The sequence below is a fragment of the Streptomyces sp. 5K101 genome (assembly GCF_046506645.1).
Classification (GTDB): domain Bacteria; phylum Actinomycetota; class Actinomycetes; order Streptomycetales; family Streptomycetaceae; genus Streptomyces.
This window is the reverse complement of the sequence record NZ_JBKFFO010000003.1, coordinates 170758-195769: the sequence shown is the minus strand read 5'-3', so window position 1 is coordinate 195769 and position 25012 is coordinate 170758. Positions and strand designations below refer to the sequence as shown.

Genomic DNA, 25012 nt, shown 5'->3' with positions numbered 1-25012 from the left:
TTCTCTCTGTTGGTGGCGGGGGGGGTGACGGGCCAGACGCCCCGGAGCGATCGCTCCGGGGCATGGTGCTCAGGCCGGACGCAGCGCGATGTCGAACCGGTCGATTCCGGCGATGAAGTTCGACGGCCTGCGGATCAGACCGGACAGGGCCTCCACCGACTCCACGCGCGTGAGCAGCTCGGTGAACAGCGAGCGCATCTCCAGCCGGGCCAGTACGGCACCCAGGCAGAAGTGCGGTCCGATGGTGAAGGACAGGTGGTTGTTGGGCGTCCGGTCGATACGGAACTCGTCCGGCGCCTCGAACATCTCCGGGTCGCGGTTGGCCGCCGAGAGCCAGACGCAGACCGTGTCCCCCTCCTTCAGCTCCGTACCGCCGAGCACGGCCGGCCGGGTGACCGTGCGGATGAGGTGCATGGCGGGCGTGTCGAAGCGGAGCATCTCCTCGATCAACGCCGGGATGCACTCGTGGTCCTCGCGCAGCCACTGCCAGGCACCCGGCCGGGTGGCGAGCCGGAACAGGCCCGCCGCCACGGCGTTCTTGGTGGTCTCGTAGCCGCCGATGGCGAGGTTCAGGCAGTTGAGCAGCACCTCGTCGGAGGTCAGGCGCGCACCCTCCAGCTCGATGTCCATCAGGCGGCGGACCATGCCGCCTGGATCGAGCCGGTGCGGCTCCCCCTCGATGATCTCCACGAAGTACATGAGCAGGTCGTTGTTGCCGGTCTCGCTGCACCGGCGGCGCTCGGCCAGGGTGGGCGCCGCCGCGCCGGCCGCCTCGGTGCCGGTGATGGCGCGGCTGGCCATGGAGGCGACGTTCTCCTGGTCCTCCTCGGGGATGCCGAGGATGGAGCCGATGGTCAGCCGCGGCATCGGGGCGGTCAGCGCGGCGACCGCGTCCACCGCGCCCTCCCGTACGGCCGCTTCGGCCAGCCGCCGGGCGTGCCCCTCGATGACCGGGGTGAGCGAGTGGACGAACTGCGGTGTGATGGCCCCGGTGACCAGCTTGCGCAGACGGGCGTGGCGCGGCTTGTCGGTCAGCTCGATCATCAGCCCGGCCGCGGGGTCGCGGACGCCGAGCGTGCTGTCCAGCGTCATGCCCCACTCGGAGCTGTACGTGGCGACGTCGCGCAGGACGGTCCGGGTGTGGTCGTGCCGGGTCACGGAGTAGAAGCCGGGCGCGTCGGGCCGGTCCTGCCAGAAGAGCTCCGGCAGGTCCCGCATCGCCGCCCAGGCCCGGTAGGGCGGATCGGGGACGAACTGCGCCGGGGAGGACAGGTCGACGGAGGCGAGGTCCACGGGGGCCTCCGCGGCGTCGGTGAGGCCGGTGCCGACCGGTGCGTCAGTGGTCATCGGTCTCGTCCTTCGGCTCGGTGGCGGACTCCAGCTGTTCGAGGACGATCTCGACGACCTTGGCCGGCCGGGTGCGCGTGAAGTAGTGACCGCCGCCGGGGATCTCCAGCAGCCGCGGGACGCCGGTGAGCGGCTCCCAGTCCCGGTAGCGCTCCGCGAAGCCGTCGGTGACCGGATCGTCAGCGGCGTACACGGCCGTTGTCGGCACTGTGACCGGCCCTGCCGCCGTCCCGCCGTCCCCGCCCGCGTTCAGGTAGTAGGCGTTGGCGCTGGTCGAGTCGTGGCGGAAGGTGCGCACCAGCAGGTCGGCGTAGGAGGCTCCCAGCTCGTCGAAGCCCGTGAAGCCGGTCTCCACGGTGAGCCAATGCCTGATGTCCTCGTACGTCATCGAGGAGACGTAGTCGATGGACTCGTGCAGGGCGTCGGCGTCGTACAGCAGCTTGGCCCCGATGAACAGGTGCGCCACCTCGACGTCCCGCCCCCGCAGCAGTCGCGCCACCTCGATGGCCAGCGCGGAGCCGACGCAGTGGCCCCACAGGACGATCCTGCCGCGCTCCTGGCGGAGCAGCTCCTCGACCACGAGGGCCGCGGTTTCGGTGACCGGCATCAGCTCGTCGGCACCGGACTTGGGGTCGTGGCCGGGCAGTTCGACGCCCAGCACGGCGAAGGAGGGGTCCTTGCGCCGCATCGCGTCGGCGACGGGGCGGAAGTGCACCGCGTGACCGGCACCGTAGGGGAAGCAGACGAGGGTCGCAGCCGGCCGGTCGTCGGGGGGCGTGAGCCGCACCAGGACGCCGGATCCCTCGTCCTGCGTGAGCTTCTCCGCGAGCCGGGCCTGCTCGCCGAGACGGGAGTTGCGCATCACGTCCTTGATCGTCACCAGGCCGTTCAGCATCATGACGGCGCGCATCGCCGCCAGTGAGTTGCCGCCGAGCTCGAAGAAGTCGTCGGTGAGCTTGATCGACGTCGGGTCGATGCCGAGGACCTCGCCCCAGACGGCCGCCACGCGCAGCGCCGCCGAGGACAGCTCGCCGTCGGTCGCCCCGACGTCCGGCGCCTCGGCGTCGCCGGCCGCTGCGGGCACCTGCGGCGCGTCGGCGCCGGCACCGCCGGCACCGGCCGGCTCCAGTACGCCGGTGGGCAGCCAGCGGCCCCGGCCGGCCGGGGAGCGGGTGCCGTCCGGGCGGACCAGGACGACGTCGCCCGGGGCGCCGATCGGCGCCGGCAGACCCGCCGGGTCGAGGACCTCCACGGTGGCGACGCCCTCCGTGCCGGGGACAGCCCGCTGCGGGCGGGAGCCGAACTCCGCGAGCTCGGCCAGCTCGTCGTCTTCCAGCAGCGGCCGGGCCGTGTGCGATTCCGACGGGTCGGCGGTCATCCGGTCGAGTGCGGCGACGAAGTAGCCGCCGATGCGGACGATGTGGCTGTTGTCGAACGCGTCGGCGTGGTAGTGGAGGCTCAGCTGCACCTCGTCGGTGTAGAAGTGCCGGGAGAACTCCGAGCGGAGCGGGAACTCCGTGATGGCCACGGCACGCACGTCGAGCAGCGAGAACTCGGGCAGCTCACGCAGCTTCTTCAAGGAGTAGAAGTGCGTGAAGTTGAAGACGGTCTCGAACAGCGGGGCCTGGGTCTGCAGGTCCTGCTTCATCTTGGCCATCGGGTAGCGGCGGTGGGGCAGGAACGAGGTCTCGGCGTCGTAGATCTGCCGGATCAGCCCCTCCCAGCTGCCGTCGGCCAGTTCCACCCGCAGCGGCACCGAGTTGAGGAAGAGACCGCACGCCTTTTCGGCGTCGGCGGCTTCCGGGCGGCCGCTGTGCTCGTAGCCGGTCACCACGTCCCGCTCGCCGGTCACCACGGCGTGCACCTTCATATGGGCGGCGAGCAGAACGGACTTCACCGGCACGCCGAGGCGCCCCGCCAGTGCCACGATCCGGTCGGACAGCCCGCGCGGGAGCGGTACGTCCTGGAGGACGACGTGGAACGCGGCCTCCTCGTCCCTCGGACGCAGCCGGGGGACGACGGTCTGCGGCCGGTCCTCCAGGAGGTCGAGCCAGTACGCCCGGTCGGTCTCCGAATTGATCGACTGCTGTTCCAGGCCGATGAAGTTGCGCAGGTGGTTGGGGACGGGCTCGCCGGTGAAGGCGCCGTCGGTGCACAGGGCGTGGTAGATCTCGAACAGCTTGGTGTGCACCAGGTTGATGCTCCAGCCGTCCAGCGCCGAGTTGTGCTGGCTGATGCTGTACCGGTACAGGTCGTCGCGCAGGATGTGCACGTGGAGCCTGATGAGGCCGGGGTACTCCCAGTCGAAGGCGTGGGCCTTCTCCTGTCGCTCCCACTCCTCGTACCAGCTCTCCTGGGCCGCCTCGTCGAGGTGGCGGATGTCGGCGACGAACACCGGCGGCGGGTCCACGGACTTGTGGACCAGCTGCAGGTAGTCGCTGAAGCCGGTCAGCCGGTAGCTGGTGCGGAAGATGGGGTTCTGGTCGACGAGGATGCGTACGGCCTCGGTGAAGGCCTCGGCGTCGAAACTGCTGTTGATGAGGTACCCGATGATGTCGTGGTACTGGGAGCTGCCCCGGGTCATCTCGCTCTGGAAGATGGTGCCCGCCGAGAGCATCGACATCGGGTACGCGTCCTCGACGTCCTCCGGCAGACGGCTGCGGTCCTCCTCGCTGATGAGCTCGAACGGGGCGAACTCGTGACGCAGCCCCTCCTCGGTGCCGCCGTCGTCCAGCAGGGCGGCCAGGGCCGCGACGGTGGGGTTGGCGAAGAGCTGCTGGAAGGTGAAGGCCAGGCCCAGCTTGCGGGCCTTGGCGAGCACGGTGACGAAGTGGATCGAGGTGCCGCCGAGCGCGAAGAAGCTGTCGTGCACGCCGATCCGGTCGTGGCCGAGCACCTCGGAGATCAGGCCGGCCAGCGCCTTCTCGCTCTCGGTGCGGGGCGCCACATAGCCCGCGGCCTCGGTGACGGGCTCCGGCAGGGCGGCCCGGTCGAGCTTCCCGTTGGGTGAGAGGGGGAAGGCGTCCATCACCACGACGCGGACCGGCACCATGTACTCGGGCAGCATCCCGGCGAGGTGATCGCGCAGTTGCTGCTCCGTCGGCCGCTCCCCGGCCGTTTCGGCGGCCACGGCGTAGCCGAGCAGCTGCTGCCGGCCGTCCGCGCCGGTGCGCACCACGACCGCGGCGTCGTTGACCCGCGGGTGGTCGAGGAGCTGCCGCTCGATCTCGCCGAGCTCGATGCGGTAGCCGCGGAGCTTGACCTGGGAGTCGTTGCGGCCCAGGTACTCCAGCGAGCCGTCCGCCAGACGCCGGACCAGGTCTCCGGTGCGGTAGGCGCGGGATTCGCCCTCGAAGGGGTCCGCCACGAACCGCTCCGCCGTGAGTTCCGCGCGGTGGAGGTAGCCGCGGGCGAGACCCTCACCAGCGATGTACAGCTCGCCCGGCAGCCCCACCGGCCGCTCGCGGCGCTGCTCGTCGAGCACGTGGAGCCGGGTGTTGTCGATGGGCAGGCCGATCGGCACCACGGTGGCGTCGGCTGCGGTGCGGTGGTGGCTGACGTCCACGGTCGCCTCGGTGGGCCCGTAGAGGTTGATCAGCTCGGCGTGGCCCAGCACGTCGGCGAAGCGGCGGACGTGGTGGACGCCGAGGGCCTCACCGCTGGCGAAGACCTGACGCAGCGAGGAGAGCCGCTCCGCGGCGCCGGTGGCCGCCACGTAGTCGAGGAACGCGCCCAGCATGGTGGGCACGAAGTGCAGGGTGGTGACCCGGTGGCGCTCGACGGCGGCCACGATGGCCTCCGGCTCACGCTCGCCGCCCGGCTCCAGCAGGGCGACGCGCGCACCGTCGATGTGCCACCAGAACAGCTCCCACACCGACACGTCGAAGGAGACCGGCGTCTTCTGCAGGATCGTGTCCGCGCCGTCGATCGGGTAGGCGCGCTGCATCCAGTTGAGCCGGTTGACGACGCTGCGGTGCTCCACCACCACGCCCTTGGGCGCGCCCGTGGAACCCGACGTGTAGATGACGTAGGCGGCGTCGGTCGCGGAGCCCGGTTCCAGGGGCTCGAGCGGGCCGGTGTCCCCGGCGGCGTCCGGGGACAGCTCCAGCACGGTGACGGACGGCGGCAACTGCCCGGCGCGCGAGGGCTGGGCCAGGACGACCGCCGCCTTGCTGTCCTCGAGCATGTACGACATGCGGGCGGGCGGCAGCGAGACGTCGAGCGGCAGGTAGGCCCCGCCGGCCTTCAGGACGGCGAGGATGCCGACCAGCATCTCGACCGACCGCTCGGCCAGGACACCGACGATGATCTCGCGGCCCACCCCCTGCTCCCGCAGGGTCCGCGCCAGCCGGGTGGTGGCGCGGTCCAGTTCGGCGAAGGTGAGGGAGACGTCGCCGGAGACGACGGCGACGGCGTCGGGCGTCGCCGCCACCGTGCGGGCGAAGAGCTCGGGGAGCGTCACGTCGTCGGGGAACGGCACGGCGGTGTCGTTGGCCGCCGCGACGACGGCCGCGTCCGTCTCGTCGCCGAGGTCCAGGCCCGAGAGCGGGGCGTCCGGCGCCGCCACGGCGGCTGCGAGCAGGCGCGCGTAGTGCGTGGCGAGGCGGGTGGCGCTCTCCGGGGAGAATCGTTCCGCCTCGACGCGTACGCCGACAGCCAGCCCGGTCCCGGTGCGCCGGACGTGGAACAGCACGTCGGTGGCGACCGCGTCCGCCGCCTCGGCGCTGTGCAGGCCCTCCAGCGCGACGGCCACCTCGACCTCGGCGCCGGTCAGTTCGACGGGGTAGTCCTGGTGGGCGAGCACCTCCAGGGTGGCCTCGCGCAGCCGGCCCAGGAGGGTCTTGAGGGTGTCGTCGGCCCGCAGTTCCAGACGGGTCGGAAGGACCGCGGCCAGCGGCTCGGCCGCGGTCGGAGGCTGCCCGACGACCAGGTCGCTCTCGCCGCTGTACGTGTTCAGCAGGGCGAAAGCGGCCGCAGTGAGCAGCGTGTGGAGGGTGGTGTCGTCGTCGCGGCTGACGGCTGCCAGCCGCTCGGCCAGCGCGGTGTCGAGATCGAGCACCGCGGCCGGGCGGGTGCGTCCGGTACGGGCGGCGGCGGGGCGGTCGGCGGGGAACCCGGTGGCACGGGCGCCCTGCAGGAAGCCGGCCCAGAACGCAGCCGAGGCGGGCCGCTGTGCGGCAGCGATCTTCCGCTGCCCGACGGTCAGGTGAGAACTCATGAAAAAGGTGCTCCTCGGCGTGTGGATCAGAAGTCGAATGCGATGCCGGGAAGGTCCGGCGCGGCCGTGGTCTCGGTGCCGCCGGGGCCGGCCGCCCCTGCCAGGGCGGCGACCGTCGTACCGGGGTGGGCCAGCGCCCGGTCGAGGATGCCGAGGAGGGTGTCGCGGAACGCGGCGACCGTGGCACGGTCGAAGAGCTCCGTCGAGTACTCCCACTCGATGTGCAGGTCGTCCTGCTCCTCGTAGACCTGCATGTTCAGGTCGAACATGCCCTGGCCGGTGTGGCGGGGCCGCAGCAGGACCCGCTCCCCCAGGAAGTCGACGGACTGCAGTGCGGCCGCCTGCAGCGCGAGCATGGTGTCGAAGATCGGGTTCCGGCCGGGCACGGGGTCCCCGGCGGCCTCGCGGACGAGTTCGCCGAACGGGAAGTCCTGGTGCTCGAACGCCTCGCGCGCGGTGACGGCGACCTCGTCGACGAGTGCGCCGAACTCCTTGTCCCCCGCGGGCCGCAGACGCAGGCACACGGTGTTGACGAACATGCCCACGGCCGTGTCGAGGCCCGGAGCGGTCCGGCCGGACGCCGGCACCCCGACGGTGACGTCGTCCTGCCCGGTGACCGCGGACAGGAAGACCGCGTACGCGGCCGCCAGCGGTGCGAAGAGCGTGACGGAGCGCTGCGCGGCGAAGGTGCGCAGCGCCGCCGTGCGCTGCGTACCGAGCCCGAAGGGCAACAGATCACCGGCGTTGCTCCGGACGGCGGGCCGGGGCCGGTCGGTGGGCAGCTCGGCCGGAGCGGGCCGGCCGCGGAACACGGAGGTCCAGTACGCGCGCTGCTCCTCGGTGACGCCCTTCCCGTCCCCGGAGGCGGCCCAGTGGGCGTAGTCGCGGTAGGGGTGCGCGACCGGCGGCAGCTCCCTGCCGTGGTACACCGCGTCGAGGTCGCCGAACAGGTGCGTGAGGGACAGCCCGTCGACCACCAGGTGGTGCAGGTCCACGAACAGCACGGACCGGTCGCCGGTTCGGTGGAGGACGGCCCGCGCCAGCGGCGGGTTCCCCAGCTCGAACGGCCGGACCAGTGCGTCGAGACGGGGCTCCCCTTCGACGACGCGCAGTTCCGCGTCGGCGACGGCGTGCACCACCTGCACCGGTTCGTCCTTCAGCACGAAGGAGGTGCGCAGGACCTCGTGCCGGCGGATCAGTCCCCGCCAGGCCGCCGCGAGCCGTTCCTCGTCGGTCCCGGCCGGAAGCTCCAGCAGCACCGGCACGTTGTACTGCACCGAGGTCTCGTCCTTGCGCTGCGCCACGAACAGCGGGTACTGCTGCGGTGCGAGCGGGTAGTGCTCGGCCGGCGGTGCGGCGGGCAGCGCGACGGGCCGCTCCGGCTCGGGCGCCCGGCTGCCGAGCAGCGCGGCGAGCTCCTCGACGGTGGGGTTGCGGAAGATGTCCGCGACGGTCACCGGCAGGCCGAACTCCTCGCCGATGGCGGCCGCGAGACCGGCGGCCATCAGCGAGTCGACACCGTGGTCGAAGGCGGAGTCGAGGACGCCGACGGTGGCGCCCGGCAGGGCGCTCTCCCAGATCGCGACCAGCCGCTCCTCGACGCCGTCGCGCGGCGGCACGTGCTCCACCGGCAGGTCGTGCAGACCGGCCGGATCGGGCAGCGCCGACCGGTCGACCTTGCCGTGGGCCGTCAGCGGCAGGGAGTCGAGCACGACGAGGTGGCCGGGAATCAGATGACGGGGCAGCCGCTCCGCCAGATACTCCCGCACCTCGCGCACGTCGACCGGTTCGCTCTCCGTGATGTAGGCGGCGAGGTAGCGGTCGGTCGCGTCCCCGCCGTCGCGGACCCGCGGTACGACGACGGCCTCGCCGACGGACGGGTGGCCGCGCAGCGCCGCCTCGATCTCGCCGGGCTCGATGCGGTAGCCCCGGATCTTCACCTGACCGTCGGCCCGGCCCAGGAACTCGATGACGCCGTCCGGGCGCTGACGCGCCCGGTCGCCCGTGCGGTACATGCGGCCGCCGGGCAGGAAGGGATCGGGCAGGAAGACCTGCTCGGTGAGGTCCGGGCGGTTGAGGTAGCCGAGCGCCACCCCGTCGCCGCCGACGTACAGCTCGCCCTCGGTGCCCGGGGGGACGGGAGCGCCCGTTGTGTCCAGCACGTAGGCGGTGGAGTGGGCGATGGGGCGTCCGATGGGCAGCGGCCCGCCGGTCTCCTCCGGGCCGACGGCGTGGGTGGTGGAGAAGGTCGTGTTCTCCGTGGGGCCGTAGCCGTTGACGACGCGTATCCCGGGGGAGGCGGCCAGGACGGCGGCCACGTGCTCACCGGCGACCACGTCCCCGCCGACGACGAGATCGGCCAGCGGGGCGAACACCGACGGGTCCTGCCGGGCGATCCGGCTGAAGAGGGGCGAGGTGAGCCACAGCGTGGTGACGGCGTGCTCGCGCAGCGCGGCGCCGAGCCGGCCCGCGTCCAGGATGGTGTCCTCCTCGGGCAGGACGAGTGCGCCGCCGTTCAGCAGCGGGCCCCACAGCTCGAACGTGCTCGCGTCGAAGGAGACGGCACCCGTCTGCAGGACCCGCATCCCGTCGGAGAACGTGACGAAGTCCGTACCGGTGACCAGGCGCACCACATTGCGGTGGCACACCATGACACCCTTGGGCCGTCCGGTGCTGCCCGAGGTGTACATCACGTAGGCGAGGCCCTCGGCTCCCACACCGGTCGGCGCCTGGGCGGGCAACTCCCCGGCACCGACGGCGGGTTCCTCGCCGATCGCCATCTGCGCCCCGCGGCCGTCGGGCAGTTCGCCCTCACGGTCGCCGAGCAGCAGCCGCACCCCGCCGTCGGCGAGCAGGTACGCGACCCTCCGCTCCGGCCCGGAGGGGCTGATCGGCAGGTACCCGGCCCCGGCGCGCAGGACGGCCAGGTTGGCGATCACCCACTCGGGGCTCCGCTCGGCACGTACCGCCACGAGTTCGCCGGGGCGCACTCCGTACGCGGTGATACGGGCGGCGAGCCGGGCCGAGCGCTCGGCCAGCCGGCGGTAGGTCAGGGTGCCCCGGGCACTGATCACGGCGGGCGCGTCGGGCGTTGCGGCGGCGCGCCGGAGGAACAGCTCGTGGATCGTGGCGTCGCGCCGGTAGCCCTGTGACGCTCCGGTGGCGGTGCGCGCGGGCTCGGCGCCGGGCTCGTCCGGGCGGGACAGCTCAGGTTTCATCGTCGGTTCCATCTCTTCGTGCGCTCGTGCCTCATGCGCCCGCGCCGACCGACGACGCGAAGGCGGGGCGGAACGTGGCGTTGATCGACTCCGCGACCGTCCGCAGGGCGTCGTGGTCCGGGGCGGAGCCGTAGACCACGCCCAGGTGGCTCTGGGTGCCCTCGCGCCAGTCCACGAGCCGCCCCGGTTCGGCGTGTGTCTCGACGTTCCGCACACCGGGCAGCCCGGCGAGCTCGGCCACCCCGCTGACCGAGGTGAGCGTGCCCGCCACGGCCGGCGGCGTGAGGAAGTACTGGTAGGTGACGCCCCGGTGGCGCGGGGCCGGGATGCGGGGCTCCCGGCCGAGGGCGACCTCCAGCGCCACGCGCACCAGGTTGATCCCGGTGGCCCGCCGGAGGATCTCCGGGACGTATCCGCCCAGGCGGCCGTTGACCTCGATGATGCGGGGGCCGTCGGAGGTCAGCTTGATCTCGGTGTGGGTGACGCCGTGGGCGATGTCCAGGGCCCGCACGGCGGCGGCCTCCAGGGTCAGCACCTCGGCGGTCGCCTCCGGCGGCAGCGTGGCCGGCAGCAGCATCCCCGTCTCCCGGAAGGGCTCGGCGAGGGCGAACTTCCCCGTGATGCAGACCTGCCGGGAAGCGGCCGGCGTGTGGACCGACTCCACCGAGACGTAGTCGCCCCAGAACTCGCCGGCCACCCGGGGATCGCCCTCCAGCAGTTCCTCGGCGACGAACTCCATGCCCGCCGGGCGGGCGGCCGCCGTGGCGAGGAACTCCTCGGCGGAGTCCACCCGGGTGGTGTGCAGGCTCCCGGCTCCGATCCGCGGCTTGATCACCGCCGGAACGCCGACCCTTTCGAGCGCCTCGGCCGGATCGTCACCGATCACCGCGCAGCGCGTGGCCTGGACCCCGGCCTCGGCCAGGATCCGGCGCTGCACCAGCTTGTCCACCAGCGCCGGGATCAGTTCGACGTCGTGGTACGGCAGTCCGAGACCCTGCGCCAGCCACGCGGTCTCCGCGAGCCGGTACTCGCTGAAGGTCACGACGCCGTCGACGGCGGCGTCCGCGAGGAGCCTCAGCCGCTCCTGCGCGTCCAGCCCGGTCACGTCGACGACCTCGGCGAGGTCGAGCATCGCCGCACGGGCGGCGGCCGCCCCGGGCCGGTCGAAGTCCGCGACGAAGACGATCTCGCAGAGCCGGTGGGCGCCGGCCAGGATGTCGTTCGGTGTGGCGGAGCCGAGGTCGTAGAGGACCGCGACCCGGGGCGTACGCCGTGCGTGGCCGGTCACGAGCCCTCCGCCCGTGTACCGGCGGCCGGCTGCTGCGCCGTCAGGTGCTCCACGAGACGCGCCGCCGTCGGATGCAGATACAGATCGCGCAGGGGCACGGGCGGCAGGCCCTCCCGGCGCAGCGCCGCGGAGAGACGCACCGCGAGCAGCGAGTTGCCGCCCAGCTCGAAGAAGTCGTCGTCCGGCCCCACCTCGGGGCCGAGCGTCGCCCGCCAGGCGCGGAGGATCAGGTCGGTGAGACTCTCCTGCTCCTCGGCCACGGCCACGTCGGCCGCCGGCGCGGTGCCGGCGTCGGTGTCGGTGTCCGCGGCGGACGGCAGCTCCGGCTTCGGCAGCCTGTCCGTGTCCGTCTTGCCGTTCACGGTGAGCGGGATCTCGGGCACCGCGGTGAGGGTGGCCGGGACCATGTGCTCCGGGAGGACACCGCGCAGCCTGCGCCGGACCTCGGTCACCGATCCGGAGGGCCGCAGCACCACGTAGGCGTCCAGGCGTACATCGGCCGCGTCGCCGTCGCCCTTGCTCAGCACGACGGCCACCGCGGAGACCGCGGGATCGTCGAGCAGGACGGACCTGATCTCGCCGAGTTCGATGCGGTAGCCCCGCACCTTCACCTGGTCGTCGATCCGGCCCAGGTGGTCGAGCCGTCCATCAGGACGCAGGCGGCCCAGGTCGCCGCTCCGGTAGACCCGTTCACCGGTCGGCGGATCGTCGACGAAGCGCTCGGCGGTGAGCTCCGGACGGTTCAGGTACCGGTCTGCGACACCGGCGCCGCCCACGTAGATCTCGCCGGGGACGCCGATGGGCTGGATACGGCCCCGCGTGTCGCGCACGGAGAGGGACCAGCCGGGCAGCGCCGTTCCCACCGAGCACGAGCCGGCGGCCACCTCGACCGGCGTGACCGTCTGGGTGGTGACGTGCACGGTGGTCTCGGTGATGCCGAACATGTTCACCAGCCGGCACCGGTCGTGCGGTACGCGCCGGAACCACAGCTCCAGGGCCCGCACGTCCAGCGGCTCGCCGCCGAAGACCACCAGCCGCAGAGCGAGCGCCTTCTGCTGGTCCAGATGCACGTCCCGCAGCGAGGCGAAGGCGGAGGGCGTCTGGCTGAGCACGGTGACGCCGCGCCGGACGAGCAGCGCGTGGAACTCCTCGGGGGAACGGGACACCCAGTACGGGACCACGACGAGGTGGCCGCCGGTGAGCAGGCAACCCCAGATCTCCCACACGGAGAAGTCGAAGGCGCTGGAGTGGAACAGCGTCCACACGTCGTCCGGCCCCAGCCGCATGTCCTCGGCCGTCGCCGAGATCAGCGCACCGACGTTGCGGTGCGGTACGACCACGCCCTTCGGCCTGCCGGTCGATCCGGACGTGTAGATGACGTAGGCCGGCGCGTCGGGGTCGGCCGCGGGCCGGGGCGCCTCGGCGGAGGATCCGGCCAGCGTGCGCGGATGGACCACGGTGGTGCCCTGCACGACGGGGAAGTCGCCGAGGGTGGTGACCACGAGGGCGAGTCCCGCGTCCTCGGTCGTGTACCGCAGTCGCTCGACGGGGTAGCGGGGGTCCATCGGGACGTACGCCGCCCCCGTCCTGAGCACCGCCAGGAGGGTCACCACCAGGTCGGTCTCACGGTCGAGGCAGACGCCCACGAAGGATCCCGGGCCGACGCCCCGTTCGCTCAGTCCGGCGGACATCCGCGTGGCCGCGTCGTCGAGCTGTGCGTATGTCAGCTCCCGTTCGGCGTCCGAGAGCGCCGTCGCGTCGGGCCGGACCGCGGCGATCCGCGCGAAGGCGGCGTGCACGGTGGTCGGCGTGAGCGCGGGCGACGGGTGCGGGCGTCCGAGGGCCAGCAGACGCGCGTTCTCCTCCGCGTCGGTCAGCTCGACGTCCGCGCTCGGCAGGTTCTGGGCCGACGGCTTGCAGCCGGTCAGTGCCACCAGCCGGCCGACGTGCCGGGCCAGTTGCGCGGCCACCGCCGGGTCCACCGCCGACTCGTCGTAGTGGAGGCTGCCGGCGAAGGTGCCGTCCTGGCGCGGCTCCCAGACGAACGTCACCGGGAACGGCAGCTCCAGGAAGGGCAGGTACGCGTCGTCCTGGCGAGAGCGCTCCAGGACGCCCACCGCCGGGACCGGACGGTCGGCGCCGGCGGGCGCTGCCGAGGCCATGGCGCGCTCGGCGTGGAGGACCAGGTCGGCGACCGGTGTGCCGTCGTCGACGGGCACCGTCACCGTGCCGAACCGGTCACCGCCCGTGCGGTCGGCGGTGAGCAGACCGATCGGCTGCCCCTGGTCCCCGTAGCGGGCAAGGACCACGGCGGTGGCGGCGAGCAGAACGGGGGTCGCCGGTTCCGGAGCGATCTCCACGGGACCGATCGGCACCACGCCCGTGGCCCCGGCGCGGCGGGCGTTCCCGAGGCCCCAGGCCGGCGGCTCGGCGTCCGCGGCGGTGTGCCGGGGCAGGTCGCCGGGGCCGGCGAGCCGGGCCGTGCCGTCGTCGGTGCCGGACAGGATGTCGCCGACGAGGTCGAGCCCGGCGCTGTCCACGGCGCGGCGGTGGGCCACGAGGACCAGGTCCGCCCCGCCCTCGGCGTAGGCCAGCAGGACCGTACGCAGCCACGTGCCGTGGCCGAGCGCGCGGGAGCGTTCGCGGGCGAGCAGCGCCTGAGAGGCAGGGGCGTCGGCCGCGGTGATCACGTCCTCGACCCACAGCCGGAGGTCCGTGGGCAGGGCGCCCGACGCCTGCGCGGCGGCCAGCCGCTCGGCGACCCGCTCGGCCGTGAGCCCCTCGGGCAGTCGGCGCACAAGGGCTGTGACACGCGCGCGCCGGCCGGGAGTCGAAGAGCGCGCCTGCGAAGAAGCCGGCAGCGCTTCCCATGGGTGCGGACGGAGTGGGCGGGCTGATCCGGGTTGACATGCTGTTCTCCTGGCTGGTGCCGGCCGAGGGCACGGCCGTGCGGTGCGGGGCCCTCATCGCGTACTGAATCCGCCGTCGACGGTGACGACGCTGCCGGTCACCTGGCGGGCGTCGTCACTAGCGAGCCACAGGGCGGCCGAGGAGACGTCCTCGGGGTCGACCAGGGCGTTCAGCGGCTGGGACTCCAGGAACGCGGTCTCCTGGTCCTCCGGCGCCATGCCGAGGGAGCGGGCGACCTCCGAGAGCATCCGGCCTTCGAGTACGGGCTCCTCGCGCACCTGTCCCGGGCACAGGGCGTTGACGCGGATCTGCAGCGCCGCGTAGTCGAGCGCCGCTGCCTTGGTCAGTCCGATCAGGCCGTGCTTGGCGGCCACGTAGCCGGCGAAGTAGCGGTACCCCACGAGCCCGGCGGTGGACGAGATGTTCACGATGCTGCCGGAGCGCTGCCGGGCCATGGAGGGCGCCACGGCCTTGATCATGCGCCAGGCGCCGGACAGGTCGACGTCCAGCATGACGCGCCACTCGTCCTCGGTGATCTCGTGGCTGGCCTTGCCGGAAGGCGCCGCGATTCCGGCGTTGTTGACCAGCACGTCGATGCGGCCGAACCGGTCGAGGGCGGCGGCCACGGCGGTGTCGATGTCCTTCTGGTCGCGCACGTCGGCCCGGGCGGCGAGCACGGAGGCGCCGCGTTCACGGCACAGCCGTGCGGTGGCCTCCAGTTGGCCGGCCGTGCCGAGCGGGTACGGCACGTCGGCGATGTCGGCGGCCACGTCGAGCAGCGCAAGGTCGGCGCCTTCCTCGGCGAACCGCAGGGCGCAGGCACGGCCGAGACCGCGGGCCGCGCCGGTCACGAGGACGGTCTTGCGGGAAAGTCTCACGTCAGTTCCCCGTCCGTCCGGACCGGACCCGCGAGGCGATCAACTCGAGCAGGGACGCGGCATCCGTGTCGAGGTACATGTGGCCGCCCGGGACGTCCACGGCGGTGAACGTCTCGCTGGTGGCGTCGCGCCAGCGGTCGGCCGCCTCGGCCGAGACCAGGTGGTCGTCGACGCCGCGGACCGAGGTGATGGGGGCGGCGAGCCTGCGGTCGGAGGTGGGGACGTAGGCCTCGTGCATCTCCACGTCCGCCCTGAGCGTGGGGAGCAGCAGTTCGCGCATCTCCGGGATGTCGAAGGCCGGGTGACGGTAGCCCGCGAACTCCTGGACCCGTGCGAGGAACGCGTCGTCGTCCAGTCCGGTCGCCCGCTCCGTCCGACCGTTCCACGGCCCCTGTGAACCGCTCACGAACAGGTGGACCACCTCGTTCGCGCCGTGGTCGGCGATCCGGTGCGCCAGCTCGTACGCGAGGATCGCGCCGAGGCTGTGACCGAACACGAGCACCGGTCCCTCCCCCGCGGCCTCGAGGGCGGAGGGCAGCAGTCCGTCGGCCGCGGCCTGCACGTCGGTGTACGGCGCCTGGTCGACCAGGCGCTCCCGGCCGGGCAGTTGGACGGGCCGGACGTCGAGGCCCTCGACGCCGAGGGACCGCCAGGGCATGTAGAAGCTGGCACCGGCTCCGGCAAAGGGCAGGCACAAGAGGGGCAAGGCATGGGACATGGGGCTCATGGCTCCGTGAAGGAAGTTCGACGAGGACGGGTCGGCCCGTCACGAGGAATCGTGCGCCGGCCTGCCGACGGAAATCGCCGGCGGCACTGAAGACTTGGCAGGGCAGGCAGCCGAACCGCACAGGACGGAATTCAACAGAGCGTCAAATTCCGCTTCACTTCACGCTTTTACGCGTTCCCGCGTTCATGCGTTCACACAGAGGAAGACAGCGGCGATATCGCGCCAGCCCCCCGTGCCGCTCGACGGAAGGATCATGCAACAGGGCGTAACGGTTGTCGAGTGCGATTCTGGTGCACGAGGAAATGCCGGCCCTATATCTCAATGACGCACGGGAGGAAAGCCTTCCGCAGGCCAACACTTCGCCGCCACAGGCCCCCGAGGGCCCGCGACACCCGCTGCCGAAGGCTGTCGACGGGCCCGTGCCGGCGGGCCGTGGTGTCCCGCCGGCGGGACACCACGGCCCGCCGTCCAGGCGCGATACGCATTTCCCGCACGGAATTCCGGCGACTTCCCCGACCGTTCCGGAGACAGCCTTGACAAAGGACTTTCCCGTCCGCAGGCTTGCCGCCATCCGACACAGGGACCGGACATGCCGGCCGTCCACCAGACGGCACGTCGTGAAAGCGTTCCGAGCACCGGGCACCCATGCCCGTCGGCGCTACAACCAGCCCTTTGCGGACGCCTTGACGCCCGCCTGGAACCGGTTCTCGGCGCCGAGCCTGTTCAAAAGGTTCGCGAGATTCCGGCGGAACGTGCGGATGGAGACGCCGATTTCCCTCGCGATTGCCTCGTCGCGTACACCGGCCGACATCAGCCGCAGAATCGCCTGTTCCTGAGGGGTGGGGCTGTCGTTCACATGCCGGGCGAGATCGTCCAGTGGAGTGGCGGTGGTCCACCAGTGCTCCAGGGCCTGCTGCGCCGCCCTGGCCACGAACGCGGGACGCAGGACCGCCAGCGAGCGGGCGTCCTCCTGCCCCGCCCCCGAGAACATGGTCAGGGTGTCGCTCACGATCAGCTGGAAGGGCACCGACCCGAGGAGCCGGATGTCCACGCCGGACTCCGCCAGGGCGCGCAGGTGCTTGGCGCCGACAGGGGACTTGAGAAAGGATTCCGCGTAGATGCTCCGCACGGCCACGCCCCGCGAGAGTGCGTGGCGTGTGCGTTCCAGTTCCTCGTCGAGCTCCGCGCGCTTCGCGACCGGGCCCGGGTGCATGCTGATGATCAGGTTCGTGGCGACGGCCGCGGCGTCCAGCAGCGCCGCCGCGATCTCCACCGGATCGGTCAGGAACTCCACGGTGTACGCGGACATCCGGGGCGAATGCCCCGCCTCGGGCAGGGCCGAGTGGCGGCCGACGGAGTCGCCGAGGTTGTCGAACCCCTCGGCCATGTCGCGCAGCACCATGGCGGTCTGCTCGATCATCCGGCGCATCGCGGCTTCCTGACCCAGCGCCATGGGCACGCTCAGACCGGCCGGTGACGCCTCGGCCGCCGCGTCGGGGCCCGACTCGCGCGGTCGGCGCCCGAGTTGCGAAGCGCCCCCTTCGGCCTGCCGTACGTCATTCGCCTTGCCTCGCACCATCATCGCCCCCGAACAAGCTGGCGCAGCTTATCAAGATTGTCGCCGCCGTCACGGCAAGTTCCTTCGCGGGGCCGCCGTCCGACCGTAAGAACTGCGACCACTCCATGCCGCCCGCCCTGCGCGCCGCCCAGGAGCTGGCACCCTGCTGCCAGGCTGATTTATGCCAGTTGAAGGTTCTGGACCACACCCTGAACCCGATGCCAAACTCCCTCCTGACCAGAGCATTTGCTCCCGCCCAGGGGAACGGGGCAGCTTCATGAGCCTTCGCACGTCGGCCGGTTGTGGCGCAGAACAGGGCATGGCCATCGGCCGTCCTCGATCGAGTCGGTGACTCATTCGCGCCACTGGGGTGCGGAGGCCACACCTCACCTCCTCCCCGGGGCGCGGCGGACAGCGCCGGCGTCGGACCGGCGTGTGCCCGCGGACCGGAGCAGCGCGCCTTCGTCGACGTTGCGTTCACACCCCCCACCCCTTGACGAGAAGTGACCAGCATGGAGAACTCCCTCAGCACGCCCTCCGTTCGCGACGGGTCCGCGCGTTCCCTGGACAGAGCGGCCCTCACACGGCGCACGGGCCTCTCTCTGCCGTCGAACTTCTCCCTGACGGAATGGAAACGGTTCGGCAGGAAGCTCTTCCTGATATCCGACTCCTCATCCTGGTGGCACGGCGACTGGCTCGTCTTCGGCCAGGACAAATACCCCGGACGGTATCGCCAGGCCATGGAGGAGACCGGCCTCGACTACAAGACCCTGCGGAACTACGCCTGGATCGCCCGGCGGTTCCCCGCGCCCGAACGGCACCCGCAGCTCAGCTTCCAGCACCACGCCGAGGTCGCGTCTCTGGAGCCCGCGGAGCGCAGGGTGTGGCTGGAACGCGCCGCGCAGGAGGGCTGGTCCAGGAACGCCCTCCGCCAGCACCTGCGGCAAGCGGTCTCCGGCACCGCCGACGAGCCGAAGCGCGACGAGGTCCGCCTCCAGCTGCGCACCACCCCCGAGCGCGAGAGCGTGTGGGCGGACGCGGCCGAACGCGACGGCCGGGACCTGGCCGAGTGGATCATCATCACTCTCGACCGGGCCGCGCAGAGGCAACTGTGACCCGCGGCGGCGGGGCTCACCTGCCGTCGCCGCGGGAAGGCCGTCCACCGCCCTCCGGCACGGCGGGGGCGGCGGCGGACACCCGGCGCCTCAGGACGCGTCCGGCTCCAGGCGCAGCGAGATCGAGTTGATGCAGTACCGCTGGTCCGTCGGCGTCGGGTAGCCCTCGCCCTCGAAGACGTGGCCCAGGTGCGAGCCGCAGCGTGCGCAGCGGACCTCGGTGCGGACCATGCCGTGGGAGCGGTCCTCGATCAGCTCGACCGCGTCCGTGTCCTTCGGGTCGTAGAAGGAGGGCCAGCCGCAGTGGGACTCGAACTTCGTGTCCGAGCGGAACAGCTCCGCCCCGCACGCGCGGCAGGAGTAGATGCCGGCCGTCTTCGTGTCCGTGTACTCACCGACGAATGCGGGCTCGGTCCCGGCCTGGCGCAGGACCGTGTACTCCGCGGGGCTCAGCTCCGCCCGCCACTGCTCGTCCGGCTTCTCGACCTCGTACGACATCAACCGCTCCCTCAGCTCGACAGGCGGGCCGGACGCAGTTTCTCCAGGATGTGCGGACCGAGGTCCGTCACGTCACCCGCGCCCATCGTGAGAACGAGATCGCCGGGCTTGGCCATTCCCGCGATCACGTCCGGGACGGCCGCCTTGTCGTGGACGGCCGTGACCTCGGCGCCCGCGCTGCGCGCGGCGTCGATGATCAGCTCGCTGGTGATGCCGGGGATCGGGTCCTCGCGGGCCGGGTAGATGTCGAGGACCACCGAGGCGTCGGCCAGCGCGAGGGCCTGCCCCATCTCCGTGCCCAGTTCCTGGGTCCGGGAGAACAGGTGGGGCTGGAAGACGACGAGCAGGCGCGAGTCCGCGGCGGCGCCGCGCATGGCCTCCAGGTCGGCGGTCATCTCCGTCGGGTGGTGGGCGTAGGAGTCGATGACCTGGACGCCCGCGGCCTCGCCCTTGAGCTGGAGGCGGCGCTTGACGCCGGTGTACTTGCCGAGGGCGGAGGCCAGGTTGTGCGCCGGGATGCCGAGGGCGACGCCGGCGGCGAGCGCGGCCACCGCGTTGTGCGCGTAGTGGCGGCCGGGGACGGAGACGGTGAAGGTGAGGAGGCGGCCGTCCAGCAGGACGGTGACCTCGCTGGTCAGACCGCGCGGGGTGACCTTGTGGATGCGGACGTCCGCGTCCTCGGACTCCCCGTAGGTGACGACCTTCAGCGAGGACAGGTCGCGGACGCGGGCGGTCAGCTCGACGGCGCCGGGCTGGTCCGCGGCGACGACCAGGGTGCCGCCCGGGACGACCTTGCCGACGAACGTCTCGAAGGACTCGTAGATCTCGTCCATCGAGGCGTAGTTGGCGTGGTGGTCGAGTTCGACGTTGAGGACGATCGCGACCTCGGGGTCGTACTTCTGGAAGCTGCGGTCGCTCTCGTCGGCCTCGGCGACGAAGATCTGGCCCTCGCCGTGCCGGGCGTTGGTGCCCGGGCCCGCGAGGTCGCCGCCGATCGCGTACGAGGGGTCCAGGCCCAGCTCGGTCAGGGCCACGGCCAGCATGGACGTGGTCGTGGTCTTGCCGTGCGTGCCCGCGACGGCGATCGAGCGCAGGCCGGTCATCAGGGACGCGAGCGCGTCGGAGCGGTGCACGACCGGGACGGACAGCTCGGCGGCCCGGGCGAGCTCCGGGTTGTCGGCGCGGATGGCGCTGGAGACGACGACGCAGCTGGCGTCGGACGCCAGGTGCTCGGCGGCGTGGCCGATGTGCACGGTCGCGCCCAGGGCCCGCAGCGACTCGGCGGTCGCGGACTCCTTGGCGTCGCTGCCCGCGACCTTCGCGCCGCGCTGGGCGAGGATCTTCGCGATCCCCGACATGCCTGCTCCGCCGATGCCGATGAAGTGCGGGCGCTCCATGGCGCTGGGAACGGCGGGTGCCATGTGTCTGTCTCCCGGGGTGTGCGTACACGTGCAGGGGCCCACCCTATTGCCTGCGGGCGGGCCCCTGGTCCGCTGCGTGCCGTGCTACTTGCTGTGCGCGAAGAGCTTGAGCACCGGCACACCGACCTTGTGGCGGGCACGGGAGGCCCAGTCGCGGTGGAAGAACTCCTCCACGTAGTGCGGCTCGGTCAGCACGATCACCTCGTCCGCGCCGGCCTCGTCGACGACGGCCTTCAGCTTGTCCAGCGGGTGGTCCTCGACGACCTGGCCCACGGCCTCGCAGCCCGCGGCGCGCAGGGCGGTCAGGGAGTGTTCGAGGCCGCGCTGGGCCGGGGCCTTGGCCGCCTCGCCCGCCGGCTCCTCGCCCTCCCGGACGGCCTCCTTCAGCTCTCCGAGCGCGACGTCGTCGATGGCGCGCAGCAGCACGTCGGCCTGGTCACCGCGCGGCTGCATCAGCAGGATGAAAGAGACGGCCTCGTCCCCGTGCAGGGTGGTGACGAACTCCACGTCCTCGGAGGTCAGGGGCTTCTCGATCATGAGTACGCTTGTGAACACGTTCAGGAGCCCTTCTGCGGAAACCATCCTTCCCCCGTGGCGGCACGGGGTCTGCGAGATAATTGTGCCCTTCCGAAGCTAAGCGGAACGGTAAATTCCGTGATTGCCCTCGGCGGGGGCGCGCCAGGGGCGCGTGTTCGGCCGCCCGCGCCGCGCCTGTCCGCCCCAGGCTCCGGCTGCCCGCCCCGGGCCGGCCTCACACCCGCCCCGTCGGGGCCGGGCGGGGCCCGGCCCCTACGCCTTCCGGTAGCGGGTGAAGAGGAAGCCCGCCTCCTCCAGGACCGACGTCAGGGTGAAGCGGGACGGGTCGGGGAGCTGCGGGCCGCCGGCGATGCGTTGGGCGTCGCCCACCGTCATCGTCGGCGACACGGTCAGGCACAGCTCGTCCAGCACCCCGGCCGCCGCGAACTGGCCCAGCATCCGCGGTCCGCCCTCGGTCAGCAGCCGCACCAGGCCGCGCTCCGCGAGTGCCCGTACGGCCCTCGCGGGCTCGATACCCGGCCCGTCACCCGCGACGACGACCTCCACCCCCGCCTTCTCCGCCTCCCTGATCCGGTCCGGAGCGGCGGCGGCGCCCGTCAGGACGAGCGTGGGCACCAGGGGCTCCGTGAACAGCGGCAGCGAGAAGTCCAGGCCGAGCGAGGCGCTGACCACGACGATCGCGGGCGCGGGCCCCTGACCGGCGGCGGCCCTGCGGTCGGCGAAGGCCGCCCGGGCACGGGCGGGCCGGTAGCCCTCGAGCCGCACGGTCTCCGCGCCGACGACCACGGCGTCGGCGAGACCCCGCAGGGTGCCGAAGATCCGCATGTCCGCGTCGGAGGAGATGGGCTGCGAGCGGCCATCGTGCTGAGCCGCGCCGTCGAGCGAGGAGACCATGTTCGCCCGCAGCCAGGCACCCTCCCGTTCCTCGCTCGCGGGGTACGCGTAGGCCTCGGCCAACTCGTCGAGCGACCACTCCCGGTCTTCCCGGACGTCGGCGGGCGGTGTCTGGTCGGTCACAGGGAACAGGCGTCGCATGCTGTGCAGTCTTACATGCCCCTTACAGTTGGGTACTGTGCCGACCAGCCCGATAACCGAAGCCGCGCCCCTGTCGCTCTGTGCCCGTGAGCCGCACGTCCCCGCCGACCGCCTGGTCGCCGAGATGGTGCCGCCGCCGCGCTTCGACGCCGTGCGCTTCGACACGTACGTCCCCGATCCCCAGCAGCCGAGCCAGGTCGAGGCCGTCAAGGTGCTGAGCGACTTCGCGTCGGGTCTCGGCGGTGCGCACGCCGCGGGCGGCGGCAAGCGGCGCTGGTTCTCCAGGGCACCCAAGAACACGGCGCCCACCGCACCCCGGGGCGTCTACCTCGACGGCGGCTACGGCGTCGGCAAGACCCACCTCCTCGCCTCGCTCTGGCACGCCACTCCCGCGGAGCCCGCGCTCAAGGCGTTCGGCACGTTCGTCGAGCTCACGAACCTGGTCGGCGCGCTCGGCTTCCAGCAGACCGTCCGGACGCTCAGCGGGCACCGGCTGCTGTGCATCGACGAATTCGAGCTCGACGACCCGGGCGACACCGTCCTCGTCTCCACCCTGCTCGGCAAGCTGGTCGACGCGGGCGTCGCGCTCGCCGCCACCTCGAACACCCTGCCCGGCAAGCTCGGCGAGGGCCGGTTCGCCGCCGCCGACTTCCTGCGCGAGATCCAGGGCCTGTCCGCGCACTTCCGCCCGCTGCGGATCGACGGCGAGGACTACCGTCACCGCGGCCTGCCCGAGGCCCCTCCCCCGTACTCCGACGAGCAGGTCACCAAGGCCGCGTACGCGACCGAGGGCGCCTCGCTCGACGACTTCCCGCAACTGCTGGAGCACCTGGCCAGGGTCCACCCGAGCCGCTACGGCGCGCTGACCGAAGGCGTGCGGGCGGTGTGCCTCACCGACGTCCAGCCGGTGCCCGACCAGTCGACCGCGCTGCGGCTCGTCGTCCTCGCCGACCGGCTGTACGACCGGGAGGTCCCGGTGCTCGCCTCGGGCCTGCCGTTCGACAGGCTGTTCAGTGACGAGATGCTGAACGGGGGCTACCGGAAGAAGTACTTCCGGGCGATCTCCCGGCTCACCGCACTGGCACGGGACGCGAAGGCCTTGGTGGCGCAGTAGGTTGGGGCGGTAAAACCCGATCTGAAGGGAACCACCATGGCCACCACGCGTCAGGCCCACACCGTCTGGGAAGGCAGTCTGCTCGACGGCAAGGGCGTCGTCAGCCTCGACTCCTCCGGCATCGGCGAGTACCCGGTCACCTGGGCCGCCCGTGCCGAGGCGCCTGCCAGCGGCCGGACGAGCCCCGAGGAGCTGATCGCGGCCGCCCACTCCAGCTGCTTCTCGATGGCCCTCTCGCACGGTCTCGCGGGCGCGGGCACCCCGCCGGCCCGTCTGGAGACGAAGGCCGACGTGACCTTCCAGCCGGGCGAGGGCATCACCGGCATCCACATCACCGTCGTGGGCACGGTCCCGGGCCTGGACGAGGCGGGCTTCGTCAAGGCGGCCGAGGACGCGAAGACCAACTGCCCGGTCAGCCAGGCCCTGACGGGCACGAAGATCACGCTGACCGCCGAGCTGGGCTGAGCAGGAGCACCACAAGGCACAGTGGCCCGCATGGTTACGCAACGACCGTCTGCGTGATACACACATGCGGGTCACATCTCCTGTCCGCCAACAGAGAGTTGCTGCCTCATGACCGCTTCACGACGTCAAGTTCTGGCCGGTGCCGGTGCGGTCGGCGCGGGTATCGCGTTCACCGGTGCGTTCTCCGAACTCTTCGCGGGCACAGCCGCCGCCCGCGGCACCCGCGGGTACGGCCCGCTCGTGCCCGACCCGAACGGTCTGCTCGATCTGCCGAGAGGCTTCCACTACAAGGTCCTGTCACGGGAGGGCGACCCGCTGAGCCACGGGCAGGGCCGGGTGCCGAGCAACCACGACGGCATGGCCGCGTTCGCCGGCCGCCGCGGCCGCGTCCACCTCGTCCGCAACCACGAGAACCGGCGCAGCGCCCGGATCCCCGTGCCGACCGTCAGCGGCCTGACCTACGACCCGATGGGCAAGGGAGGCTGTACGGTTCTGGAGCTCGACAGCCGCAACAACGTCCTGTCGCAGCAGGTCGCCATCGCCGGCACCGCCGTCAACTGCGCGGGCGGACCCACCCCCTGGGGGACCTGGCTCACCTGCGAGGAGACCGAGGACAAGGCCGGCACCAACGGGTACACCAAGGACCACGGCTTCATCTTCGAGGTCGACGGCGCCGACCCTCGGCGCACGGGTGCGGTGCCGCTCACCGCGATGGGCCGCTTCCAGCACGAGGCGATCGCCGTCGACCCGTCGAGCGGGATCGTGTACGAGACGGAGGACGCCTTCGAGCGCCCCTTCGGGCTGTTCTACCGATTCCTGCCCAACAAGCCGATGGGCGGCACCGGTTCGCTGCGGGCGGGCGGTGAGCTCCAGGCCATGCGGGTGCCGGGCGTGCCCGACCTGTCGGAGATCCAGGAGACCGGGGCACGCTTCGACGGGATCGAGTGGGTGCCCGTACCCGACAGTCAGGCGAAGCAGACGCCGATCAGGCACCAGGACTTCGGCCCCCGGGGCATCACGCACGCCCAGAAGCTGGAGGGGTGCTACTGGGGCGGCAGGTCGGTCTACTTCGTGTCCAGCTACGCGCGCAGTGCGGAGGGGTCGGCGGCGGACCACTTCGGACAGGTGTGGCGGTACGAGCCGGGGCGGCGGCGCCTCACCCTGGTGATCGTCTTCGGCCCGGACACGGACGTCCAGCTGCCGGGCGAGTCCCCGGACAACATCTGCCTCGCGCCGAGCGGCGGCCTGATGGTGTGCGAGGACGGCGGCGGCACGCAGCACGTGTACGGGGTCACCAGGCGCGGCGAGGTGTATCCGACGGCACGGAACGCGCAGAACATCGGCACGCCGGAGGAGCCGGAGTGGGGTGAGTTCGCGGGCGTCACGTTCTCGCCGGACGGCGAGACGATGTACGTGAACTGCTACACGCCCGGCACGACGTTCGCGGTCACGGGCCCCTGGCGCTGACCGCCCCGCCCCGGCGCCCGCGGGCGCGGCGTCCGCCCCGGGGGCGTTCCCGTCCCGGGGCGTCACGCTGGCCGTGGCGGGCGCCGGTCCCGGACGGGGGCCGTTCCCACAACACGGGCACGTCGGCCGCCCTTGGGGGGCGTTCCCGCCCGGGGGCGTCACCCTCGCCGTCGCGGCGCCGGTCCCGGACGGGGGCCGTTCCCACAACACGGGCAC

The 25012-nt window shown here is 72.2% G+C and carries 15 protein-coding genes and 1 pseudogene; 4 read left to right on the top strand and 12 right to left on the bottom strand.

The features are described 5' to 3' along the window. Window positions 1-69 precede the first annotated feature (69 nt). The 8 genes and pseudogenes from ACLB9X_RS06620 to ACLB9X_RS06585 form a co-directional block, all read right to left on the bottom strand. The gene (locus ACLB9X_RS06620; RefSeq protein WP_410359295.1) at window positions 70-1347 is read right to left on the bottom strand and encodes a cytochrome P450; all 1278 of its coding nucleotides are present in this window, start codon (window positions 1345-1347) and stop codon (window positions 70-72) included. Then, window positions 1337-6565, bottom strand: coding sequence for an amino acid adenylation domain-containing protein (locus ACLB9X_RS06615; RefSeq protein ID WP_410359294.1), 5229 nt, complete (start codon window positions 6563-6565; stop codon window positions 1337-1339). Before ACLB9X_RS06615 ends, ACLB9X_RS06620 begins: the two co-directional genes overlap by 11 nt. A 26-nt stretch (window positions 6566-6591) precedes the next feature. Beyond that, window positions 6592-9783 (bottom strand): amino acid adenylation domain-containing protein, encoded by a 3192-nt coding sequence (locus tag ACLB9X_RS06610; protein ID WP_410359293.1) that lies wholly within the window; start codon window positions 9781-9783, stop codon window positions 6592-6594. 31 nt (window positions 9784-9814) lie between these two features. Further along, complete coding sequence (locus tag ACLB9X_RS06605; RefSeq protein WP_410359292.1) at window positions 9815-11071, bottom strand: ATP-grasp domain-containing protein; 1257 nt, start codon at window positions 11069-11071, stop codon at window positions 9815-9817. Beyond that, window positions 11068-13869 carry a non-ribosomal peptide synthetase gene (locus ACLB9X_RS06600; RefSeq protein WP_410359291.1) on the bottom strand — a complete coding sequence of 934 codons (2802 nt, stop codon included), beginning with the start codon at window positions 13867-13869 and terminating at the stop codon, window positions 11068-11070. The genes ACLB9X_RS06605 and ACLB9X_RS06600 overlap by 4 nt, the downstream gene beginning before the upstream one ends. Before the next feature lie 165 nt (window positions 13870-14034). Beyond that, window positions 14035-14859, bottom strand: coding sequence for a mycofactocin-coupled SDR family oxidoreductase (locus tag ACLB9X_RS06595; RefSeq protein WP_410359290.1), 825 nt, complete (start codon window positions 14857-14859; stop codon window positions 14035-14037). Between the two features lies 1 nt (window position 14860). After that, a pseudogene (locus ACLB9X_RS06590) lies at window positions 14861-15622 on the bottom strand (thioesterase II family protein); the annotation flags it as partial. Window positions 15623-16244: 622 nt separating this feature from the next. Next, entirely contained in the window at window positions 16245-17039 is a 795-nt protein-coding gene (locus tag ACLB9X_RS06585) for a response regulator transcription factor (RefSeq protein WP_410359289.1), read from the bottom strand. A 617-nt stretch (window positions 17040-17656) separates the two neighbouring features. On the opposite strand from ACLB9X_RS06585, the gene ACLB9X_RS06580 reads away from it, so the two are divergent. Next, the gene (locus tag ACLB9X_RS06580; protein ID WP_410359288.1) at window positions 17657-18259 is read left to right on the top strand and encodes an LmbU family transcriptional regulator; all 603 of its coding nucleotides are present in this window, start codon (window positions 17657-17659) and stop codon (window positions 18257-18259) included. A 90-nt stretch (window positions 18260-18349) separates the two neighbouring features. Here ACLB9X_RS06580 and msrB read toward each other — a convergent pair whose 3' ends face one another. The 4 genes from msrB to ACLB9X_RS06560 form a co-directional block, all read right to left on the bottom strand. Further along, window positions 18350-18757 carry a peptide-methionine (R)-S-oxide reductase MsrB gene (gene msrB / locus ACLB9X_RS06575; RefSeq protein ID WP_410359287.1) on the bottom strand — a complete coding sequence of 136 codons (408 nt, stop codon included), beginning with the start codon at window positions 18755-18757 and terminating at the stop codon, window positions 18350-18352. Between the two features lie 11 nt (window positions 18758-18768). Continuing rightward, complete coding sequence (murC, locus tag ACLB9X_RS06570) at window positions 18769-20178, bottom strand: UDP-N-acetylmuramate--L-alanine ligase (RefSeq protein WP_410359286.1); 1410 nt, start codon at window positions 20176-20178, stop codon at window positions 18769-18771. Window positions 20179-20262: 84 nt separating this feature from the next. After that, complete coding sequence (locus tag ACLB9X_RS06565) at window positions 20263-20733, bottom strand: indole-3-glycerol phosphate synthase (protein WP_410359285.1); 471 nt, start codon at window positions 20731-20733, stop codon at window positions 20263-20265. A gap of 234 nt (window positions 20734-20967) precedes the next feature. After that, complete coding sequence (locus tag ACLB9X_RS06560) at window positions 20968-21750, bottom strand: pyrimidine reductase family protein (protein WP_410359284.1); 783 nt, start codon at window positions 21748-21750, stop codon at window positions 20968-20970. Between ACLB9X_RS06560 and zapE the strand changes: the two genes are divergently transcribed. The 3 genes from zapE (at window position 21749) to ACLB9X_RS06545 (ending at window position 24796) form a co-directional block, all read left to right on the top strand. Then, window positions 21749-22864 (top strand): cell division protein ZapE, encoded by a 1116-nt coding sequence (zapE, locus tag ACLB9X_RS06555; RefSeq protein ID WP_410359283.1) that lies wholly within the window; start codon window positions 21749-21751, stop codon window positions 22862-22864. The genes ACLB9X_RS06560 and zapE overlap by 2 nt on opposite strands. A gap of 36 nt (window positions 22865-22900) precedes the next feature. After that, the gene (locus ACLB9X_RS06550; protein WP_410359282.1) at window positions 22901-23329 is read left to right on the top strand and encodes an OsmC family protein; all 429 of its coding nucleotides are present in this window, start codon (window positions 22901-22903) and stop codon (window positions 23327-23329) included. Window positions 23330-23437: 108 nt separating this feature from the next. After that, window positions 23438-24796: an alkaline phosphatase PhoX gene (locus ACLB9X_RS06545; protein WP_410359281.1), complete on the top strand. Its 1359-nt coding sequence runs from the start codon at window positions 23438-23440 to the stop codon at window positions 24794-24796. Window positions 24797-25012 lie beyond the last annotated feature (216 nt).

Excerpts from the sequence above, each read along its gene's own strand:
- ACLB9X_RS06610 (WP_410359293.1), bottom strand. The coding sequence starts at position 9,783 with ATGAAACCTGAGCTGTCCCGCCCGGACGAGCCCGGCGCCGAGCCCGCG.
- ACLB9X_RS06620 (WP_410359295.1), bottom strand. The coding sequence starts at position 1,347 with ATGACCACTGACGCACCGGTCGGCACCGGCCTCACCGACGCCGCGGAG.
- ACLB9X_RS06615 (WP_410359294.1), bottom strand. The coding sequence starts at position 6,565 with ATGAGTTCTCACCTGACCGTCGGGCAGCGGAAGATCGCTGCCGCACAG.
- zapE (WP_410359283.1), top strand. The coding sequence starts at position 21,749 with ATGCTGTGCAGTCTTACATGCCCCTTACAGTTGGGTACTGTGCCGACC.
- ACLB9X_RS06585 (WP_410359289.1), bottom strand. The coding sequence starts at position 17,039 with ATGGCGCTGGGTCAGGAAGCCGCGATGCGCCGGATGATCGAGCAGACC.
- ACLB9X_RS06560 (WP_410359284.1), bottom strand. The coding sequence starts at position 21,750 with ATGCGACGCCTGTTCCCTGTGACCGACCAGACACCGCCCGCCGACGTC.
- ACLB9X_RS06580 (WP_410359288.1), top strand. The coding sequence starts at position 17,657 with ATGGAGAACTCCCTCAGCACGCCCTCCGTTCGCGACGGGTCCGCGCGT.
- ACLB9X_RS06545 (WP_410359281.1), top strand. The coding sequence starts at position 23,438 with ATGACCGCTTCACGACGTCAAGTTCTGGCCGGTGCCGGTGCGGTCGGC.
- ACLB9X_RS06550 (WP_410359282.1), top strand. The coding sequence starts at position 22,901 with ATGGCCACCACGCGTCAGGCCCACACCGTCTGGGAAGGCAGTCTGCTC.
- msrB (WP_410359287.1), bottom strand. The coding sequence starts at position 18,757 with ATGTCGTACGAGGTCGAGAAGCCGGACGAGCAGTGGCGGGCGGAGCTG.
- murC (WP_410359286.1), bottom strand. The coding sequence starts at position 20,178 with ATGGCACCCGCCGTTCCCAGCGCCATGGAGCGCCCGCACTTCATCGGC.